This window comes from Pseudomonas sp. p99-361 (assembly GCF_003935475.1).
GTDB lineage: Bacteria > Pseudomonadota > Gammaproteobacteria > Pseudomonadales > Pseudomonadaceae > Aquipseudomonas > Aquipseudomonas juntendi.
Window position 1 is genome coordinate 1 of record NZ_RHQO01000027.1, and the last position, 6,380, is coordinate 6,380.

At 62.3% G+C, this 6,380-nt stretch carries 7 protein-coding genes and 1 tRNA gene; 4 read left to right on the plus strand and 4 right to left on the minus strand.

Going from position 1 to position 6,380, the window contains the following annotated elements:
- Positions 1-179: 179 nt before the first annotated feature.
- Complete coding sequence (gene sstT, locus EGJ22_RS13810; RefSeq protein WP_029884964.1) at positions 180-1,391, minus strand: serine/threonine transporter SstT; 1,212 nt, start codon at positions 1,389-1,391, stop codon at positions 180-182.
- A gap of 129 nt (positions 1,392-1,520) precedes the next feature.
- A complete protein-coding gene (nhaR, locus tag EGJ22_RS13815; RefSeq protein ID WP_009682771.1) occupies positions 1,521-2,414 on the minus strand; it encodes a transcriptional activator NhaR in 894 nt (297 codons plus the stop codon).
- Between the two features lie 133 nt (positions 2,415-2,547).
- Here nhaR and EGJ22_RS13820 point away from each other — a divergent pair, with 133 nt between their 5' ends.
- Together EGJ22_RS13820 and EGJ22_RS13825 are read left to right on the plus strand one after the other, a co-directional pair.
- Entirely contained in the window at positions 2,548-2,787 is a 240-nt protein-coding gene (locus tag EGJ22_RS13820) for a hypothetical protein (RefSeq protein WP_009682772.1), read from the plus strand.
- A 28-nt stretch (positions 2,788-2,815) separates the two neighbouring features.
- A complete protein-coding gene (locus EGJ22_RS13825) occupies positions 2,816-3,568 on the plus strand; it encodes a TerC family protein (RefSeq protein WP_009682773.1) in 753 nt (250 codons plus the stop codon).
- A gap of 52 nt (positions 3,569-3,620) precedes the next feature.
- Here EGJ22_RS13825 and EGJ22_RS13830 read toward each other — a convergent pair whose 3' ends face one another.
- Complete coding sequence (locus EGJ22_RS13830) at positions 3,621-3,800, minus strand: hypothetical protein (RefSeq protein ID WP_009682774.1); 180 nt, start codon at positions 3,798-3,800, stop codon at positions 3,621-3,623.
- 166 nt (positions 3,801-3,966) lie between these two features.
- On the opposite strand from EGJ22_RS13830, the gene EGJ22_RS13835 reads away from it, so the two are divergent.
- Complete coding sequence (locus EGJ22_RS13835) at positions 3,967-4,701, plus strand: peptidase C39 family protein (protein ID WP_029884965.1); 735 nt, start codon at positions 3,967-3,969, stop codon at positions 4,699-4,701.
- Between the two features lie 113 nt (positions 4,702-4,814).
- On the opposite strand, the gene EGJ22_RS13840 is transcribed toward EGJ22_RS13835, so the two are convergent.
- The gene (locus EGJ22_RS13840) at positions 4,815-6,098 is read right to left on the minus strand and encodes an FAD-binding oxidoreductase (protein WP_009682777.1); all 1,284 of its coding nucleotides are present in this window, start codon (positions 6,096-6,098) and stop codon (positions 4,815-4,817) included.
- 201 nt (positions 6,099-6,299) lie between these two features.
- Here EGJ22_RS13840 and EGJ22_RS13845 point away from each other — a divergent pair.
- Positions 6,300-6,376 (plus strand) — tRNA-Val (locus EGJ22_RS13845).
- The last annotated feature ends 4 nt before the right edge of the window (positions 6,377-6,380 follow it).

The following is a 6,380-nucleotide window of genomic DNA, read 5'->3' on the forward strand; positions in this document are numbered from 1 at the left end:
ATTGCGCCGCGCGGGCGGCGCTCGATCTCACAGGCGCTGAAGATGCTCCGGCTACCCTTGCCAGGAACCATAGAATCCCCACAGGACCGCGCTAAGCTTGAGGTCTGCACTGCTCCTGTGGGAGCCCGGCTTGCCGGCGATGGGCCGCAAAGCGGCCCCAGTCGCTTGACTGGCCGACATTAGGCGTTACGCCGCTCTTCAGCCAGGCACGCCGCGGCCGTGAACAGCACATCGGTGGAGGAGTTCAGCGCGGTCTCCGCCGAATCCTGCAACACCCCGATGATGAAGCCCACCGCAACCACCTGCATGGCAATTTCGCTGGGGATGCCGAACAGGCTGCACGCCAGCGGAATCAGCAGCAGCGACCCCCCTGCCACGCCGGAGGCACCGCAGGCACAGACGGCTGCCACCACGCTGAGCAGCAACGCTGTCGGCAGGTCGACCGGGATACCCAGGGTATGCACTGCGGCCAGCGTCAGCACGGTGATGGTGATCGCCGCACCGGCCATGTTGATGGTGGCACCCAGCGGGATCGACACCGAATAGGTGTCTTCATGCAAGCCAAGGCGCTCTGACAGTGCCAGGTTGACCGGGATATTGGCCGCCGAACTACGGGTGAAGAACGCGGTGATGCCGCTTTCGCGCAGGCACAGCAAGGTCAGCGGGAACGGGTTGCGGCGGATTTTCCAGTACACGATCAACGGGTTCATCACCAGCGCCACGAACAGCATGCTGCCGATCAGCACTGCCAGCAGGTGCAGGTAGCCGAGCAAGGCGTTCAGGCCGGATTGAGCCAAGGTCGCGCTGACCAGGCCGAAGATGCCCAGCGGGGCAAAGCGGATGACTACACGCACGATCAGGGTGACACCGTTGGACAGGTCCTCGACCACGGTGCGCGTGGTGTCGCCCGCATGGCGCAAGGCCACGCCCAGGCCCACGGCCCAGGTCAGCACGCCGATGAAATTGGCGTTGAGCAGGGCGTTGATCGGGTTGTCGACCGCGCTCAGCAACAGGTTCTGCAGTACCTCGGTAATGCCGCCCGGTGCGCTGAGCGTGGCTTCGCCGGTGCTGAGCACCAATGATGAGGGGAACAGCGTGCTGGCGATCACGGCGACCAATGCCGCGGCGAAAGTGCCCAGCAGGTAAAGCCACAGGATCGGGCGAATGTGGGTTTCCTGGCCATGCCGGTGGTTGGCGATCGAAGCCATGACCAGAATGAATACCAGTACAGGTGCCACTGCCTTGAGGGCACTGACGAAGACCTTGCCGAGGAAGGCCAGGTCGCCGGCCACGCTGGGGGCCAGCAGGGCCAGGGCGATACCGGCGAGCAAGCCGATGACGATCTGCGTCACCAGGCTGGTACGGTTGAGGAGGCGGAAAACAGAGGTCATGTGCAGCGTTATCTCGGATTCTGTAAAGGGCGGGACTTTAGCATAGAGCCTTGCCGGGCGGCCCGGCACGTTTCGCGGCCAGTGCCGCCCCGCAAGCGAATGCAGGCGAGGCCGTGCGAACCAGCCCGGTCACCAGTGGAACAGCTCTCGCCGTGCCCCCTCGGTAATCGCCACGATCCCCGGGTGCTTGACCTTGCGCTCCACCGAAATGGCATAGAACGACTCATGCACAGCCTCGGTCTGCCCGATCAGTTGCACGCCGTACTGTCGGCACACTTCCTCGGCGATCACACTGGGTGCAACGAAGATGCCGCTGCCCGACTGGCCGAAGGCCTGCATCAATGCGCTGTCATCGAACTCGCCGACAATGCGGGGCTGCACCTGCTGCTCGCCCAGCCACCGCAGCAAGCGGCTGCGCACCACGGTTTCCTGGCCGGGAATCAGCAGGGGGGCGTCCTGCAAGCAGGCAGGAAAGGCACCCGGGTAGCGCTTGGCCAATGCAGGGGTGGCAAAAAAACTCAGGCCGCATTCGCCAAGCTTCTGGCTGTAGCCCTTGATATCCAGGTTGTTCGGCATGGGGCTGTCGGAAATCACCAGGTCCAGGCGCTGGATGGCCAGGTCGCCGAGCAGCCGTTCGAGCTTGTCTTCGCGGCAATTGATGCGCAGCACGTCGTCCAGCTCCATGGTCGGGGCCAGCAGGCGATAGACGATGGACTTGGGTACCACATCGGCTACGCCCACGCGGAACAGGATCTGCTCCTGTGGCCCGGCGCGCAGCATGGCCTCCAGTTCGCCACCAAGCTGGAACATCTGTTCGGCATAAGCCAGCGTCTGGCGGCCGGTTTCGGTCAGCTCCAGCTGCCGCCCCACACGCTGGAACAACTCCAGGCCGTAGGTGTGTTCGAACAGGCTGATTTGCCCGCTGATGGTTTGCGGGGTCAGATTCAGCTGTTCGCTGGCGCGGGCGATGCTGCCGGTCCTGGCCACTGCCCAGAAGTAGTGCAACTGGCGGTAGTTGAGCACGCTGTTTTCCCGATTCGTAAAACCCGAAGTATAACCGTTGAAAATACGAATTTTCCTGATGTATCGGCGTGTCTAGAATCCTTCGTTATCAGGCGCCTCGTGCGCTGCTGAAGTCACCACAAGCGAGGAACCCATGCTGCACTTGAAATCCATCGGCACGCCGCTGGTGCTGGCCCTGGCGCTGTTTGCCCTGGCTGGTTGCGACCAGGCCGAGAAGTCCGCCCAGCAGATGCTCGACCAAGCTGCTCAATCGGCCAAGCAGGCCATCGACGACACCAACAAGGCCGCCCAGCGGGCGCTGAGCGAAGCCATTGGCAGTGAAGGGCAGAAGCCCGTGCAAGCTGAAAAGAACGAAAAAAGCCAGGAAATCTGACCCCAACCGCCGTTGCAGGATGTGAACAATGGAATATCTGCTGGAACTCGCCGCTAGCCCTACCGCCTGGATTGCCCTGGCTACGCTGGTGGCCATGGAAATCGTACTGGGCATCGACAACCTGATCTTCATCTCGATCCTGACCAACAAGTTGCCGGTGGCGTACCGTTCCAAGGCGCGGCGCATTGGCATCAGCATGGCCCTGATCATGCGCCTGGCGTTGCTCAGCACGGTGGCCTGGATCGTCCAGCTGACCGACCCGGTATTCGAAGTGTTCGGCAATGCGTTCTCGTGGAAAGACATGATCCTGATTGCGGGTGGCCTGTTCCTGTTGTGGAAGGCTACCAAGGAAATTCACGAAAACGTCGACCCGCACGGTGCCAAGGAAGAGGCCAAGGTGGGCTCCACGGTGACCTTGGGCTTCGCTGCGGCGATCTTCCAGATCCTGCTGCTGGATATCGTGTTCTCGGTAGACAGCATCATCACCGCCGTGGGCATGACCGAGCACTTGCCGATCATGATCATCGCCGTCATCACTGCCGTGATCGTGATGATGGTCGCGGCCGACCCACTGGCCAACTTCATCAACGACAACCCGACCGTCGTGATGCTGGCCCTGGGCTTCCTGATCATGATCGGTATGACGCTGATTGCCGAAGGGTTTGGTGCCCATGTGCCCAAAGGCTACGTGTACGCTGCGATGGCGTTCTCCACCGCGATCGAGATCCTCAACATTCTCGCACGCAGGGCGCGGCTCAAGCGTGAGGCAGCTGAGCATTGACGGTGGGCAGCGGGGCGCTTTGCGCCCCGTTTGGCTGCTGAATGCTGCACGGTCAGTGCACGCCCGCAGGCCGCCGTGCGCGCTGTACGTGCCGGGTTTTGGCCGGCACCTGCGGCGGTTGTTGATTGGGCTGTGCATGACGCCGCACGATACGTAGTACACCCCATAGCATGGCGGCTGCGACGCTCAGCCACATGCCGACCAGCATGAGGATTGCCAGGGTCAGGCTCATCTGTGCCTCCATCGCTGCGGCAAACGCCAGATTGACCGGCGTTTGCGTTCCAGACACTGATTTAGTCTAGCCTTTAGCCTGGGACGTTCCATCGAACAAAGGTCTATCTCTGAGTCCGATTCGCTCCAAGCCGCTGTCGGACTATACCCGCGCCGTCGTCGGACCTATGATCAATGGCCAGAGCTGGGCGCTGCCTGCCCGGCGTTGGAACAAGCGAGTGTCCATGCAGCAATCTTCCTTCAAGAGCGCCCGGCGTAGGCTGCTGGCGGCTTTCATCGTGGCAGCCAGCCTGGCGGGCTGTGCCAGCGCGCCGCCCGCCAATCTAAAAGGCCTGCCGCAACGGGTCGAAATCAGCAGCGTGCCGTTCTACCGGGGCAACGCCAACCATAGCGGCGCCATGGCCCTGGCGGCAGTGTTGTCGCAACAGGGGGCGCCGATTACCCCGGGGCTGCTGGACAAGCCCTTGAACCTGCCACAGGGTGCTGATGCTTTGGACACCACCATCCCTCGCGTGGCGCGGGACTACGGCATGGTGGTGTACCGCCTGGACAAGCAACTGGATGCGCTGTTGACCCAAGTGGCGGCGGGCAACCCGGTCCTCTTGCGCTACGAAGACGGTTCGGCCTGGTGGGGCGAGCCGCGCTATGCGGTGCTGATCGGGTATGACCGCTACAAGCAGCGGGTGCTGCTGCGCTCGGGCATGCACCGCCGGCACATGATGGCATTCGACGCGTTTGCTTCGGCGTGGGCCGAGCAGGGCAGTTGGGCAGTGCTGGTGCAACCGCCAGGGCAATTGCCGGCTGAAGTGGATAGGCAACGCTGGTTGCAGGCGGCGGAAGAGTTGGCGCGGGCGGGGCAGGAAATCGCGGCGAAGCAGGCGGTGAACAGCCTGCACAAATGATTGTTCCCAGCATGGCTTTTCGCGGGTAGACCCGACCCTCCACGGAGCGTGTGCGCATCGCACAGCGCCATGGAGGAGCGGGTTCAGCCGTGAGGAGGCCAGGTCTGTTTACATCAGAAGCCCAGGCGATCGCGCAGGCTGTAGTACCAGGCACCGATAGCGCTGAACGGCACGCGCAGCATCTGGCCGCCTGGGAACGGGTAGTGCGGCAGGCCGGCGAAGGCGTCGAAACGTTCGGCCTGGCCGCGCAGGGCTTCGGCCAGCACCTTGCCCGCCAGGTGGGTATAGGTCACGCCGTGGCCCGAGCACCCCTGGGAGTAATAGATGTTGTCGCCGATACGACCTACCTGCGGCAGGCGCGATAGGGTCAGCAGGAAGTTGCCGGTCCAGGCGTAGTCGATTTTCACGTTCTTCAGTTGCGGGAAGGCCTTGAGCATCTTCGGGCGGATGATCGCTTCGATGTTGGCCGGATCACGTGCCCCGTACACCACGCCACCGCCGAAGATCAGGCGCTTGTCGCTGGTCAGGCGGTAATAGTCGAGCAGGTAGTTGCAATCTTCCACGCAGTAGTCCTGCGGCAGCAGGGTGCGCGCCAGCTCTTCGCCCAGGGGTTCGGTGGTGATCACCTGGGTGCCGCATGGCATGGATTTGGCGGCCAGCTCTGGCACCAGGTTGCCCAGGTAGGCGTTGCCAGCGACGATGATGAACTTGGCGCGGACCTTGCCCTGTGGGGTATGCACCACGGGGTTGGCGCCGCGCTCGATGCGCACGGCCGGGGTTTGCTCATAGATGATGCCGCCAAGCGACTCGACCGCTGCTGCTTCGCCCAGCGCCAGGTTCAGCGGGTGGATGTGACCGCCGCTCATGTCGAGCATGCCGCCGACGTAGCTGTCGCAGGCCACCACCTCGCGGATGCGCTTCTGGTCCATCAGCTCCAGCTGGTTGTGGCCGAAGCGCTCCCACAGGCGCTTTTGCGATTCCAGGTGGCCCATCTGCTTGCTGGTGAGCGCGGCGAAAACGCCGCCGTCCTTCAAGTCGCACTGAATGTTGTACTTGGCCACGCGCTCGCGAATGATACGCCCGCCTTCGAAGGCCATGTGGCCCAGCAGTTGGGCCTGTTTAGGGCCCACAGTGCGTTCGATCACGTCGATGTCGCGGCTGTAGCTGTTGACGATCTGGCCACCGTTGCGGCCCGAGGCACCGAAGCCGACCTTGGCGGCTTCGACGATGCTCACCTTGAAGCCGTTCTCCAGCAAGAACAGGGCGCTGGACAGGCCGGTGTAGCCGGCGCCGATGATGCATACATCGGTTTCCACCTCACCCTGCAGCGCCGGACGTGGCGGCACCGGGTTGGCCGAGGCGGCGTAGTAGGACTGGGGGTAGGGGGTGTTAGCCATGCTGCAGGAACCTCGTGTTTTATATTTTTAACGAATGTAGCGATGCTATCAATAATAATAAACACCCGCTAGTCGTCTGTTGAAAATCCCTCACACAGTCGCAAGCGACCCTTCTCTATAAAGAGGTTTAGATTCAGTAGCTTAGCGCGAAAAAAAGTGTTGACAGGCTTTTCCAATTGCGTAGAATGCGCACCACACGACAGGCACATAGCTCAGTTGGTTAGAGCACCACCTTGACATGGTGGGGGTCGTTGGTTCGAGTCCAATTGTGCCTACCAAATT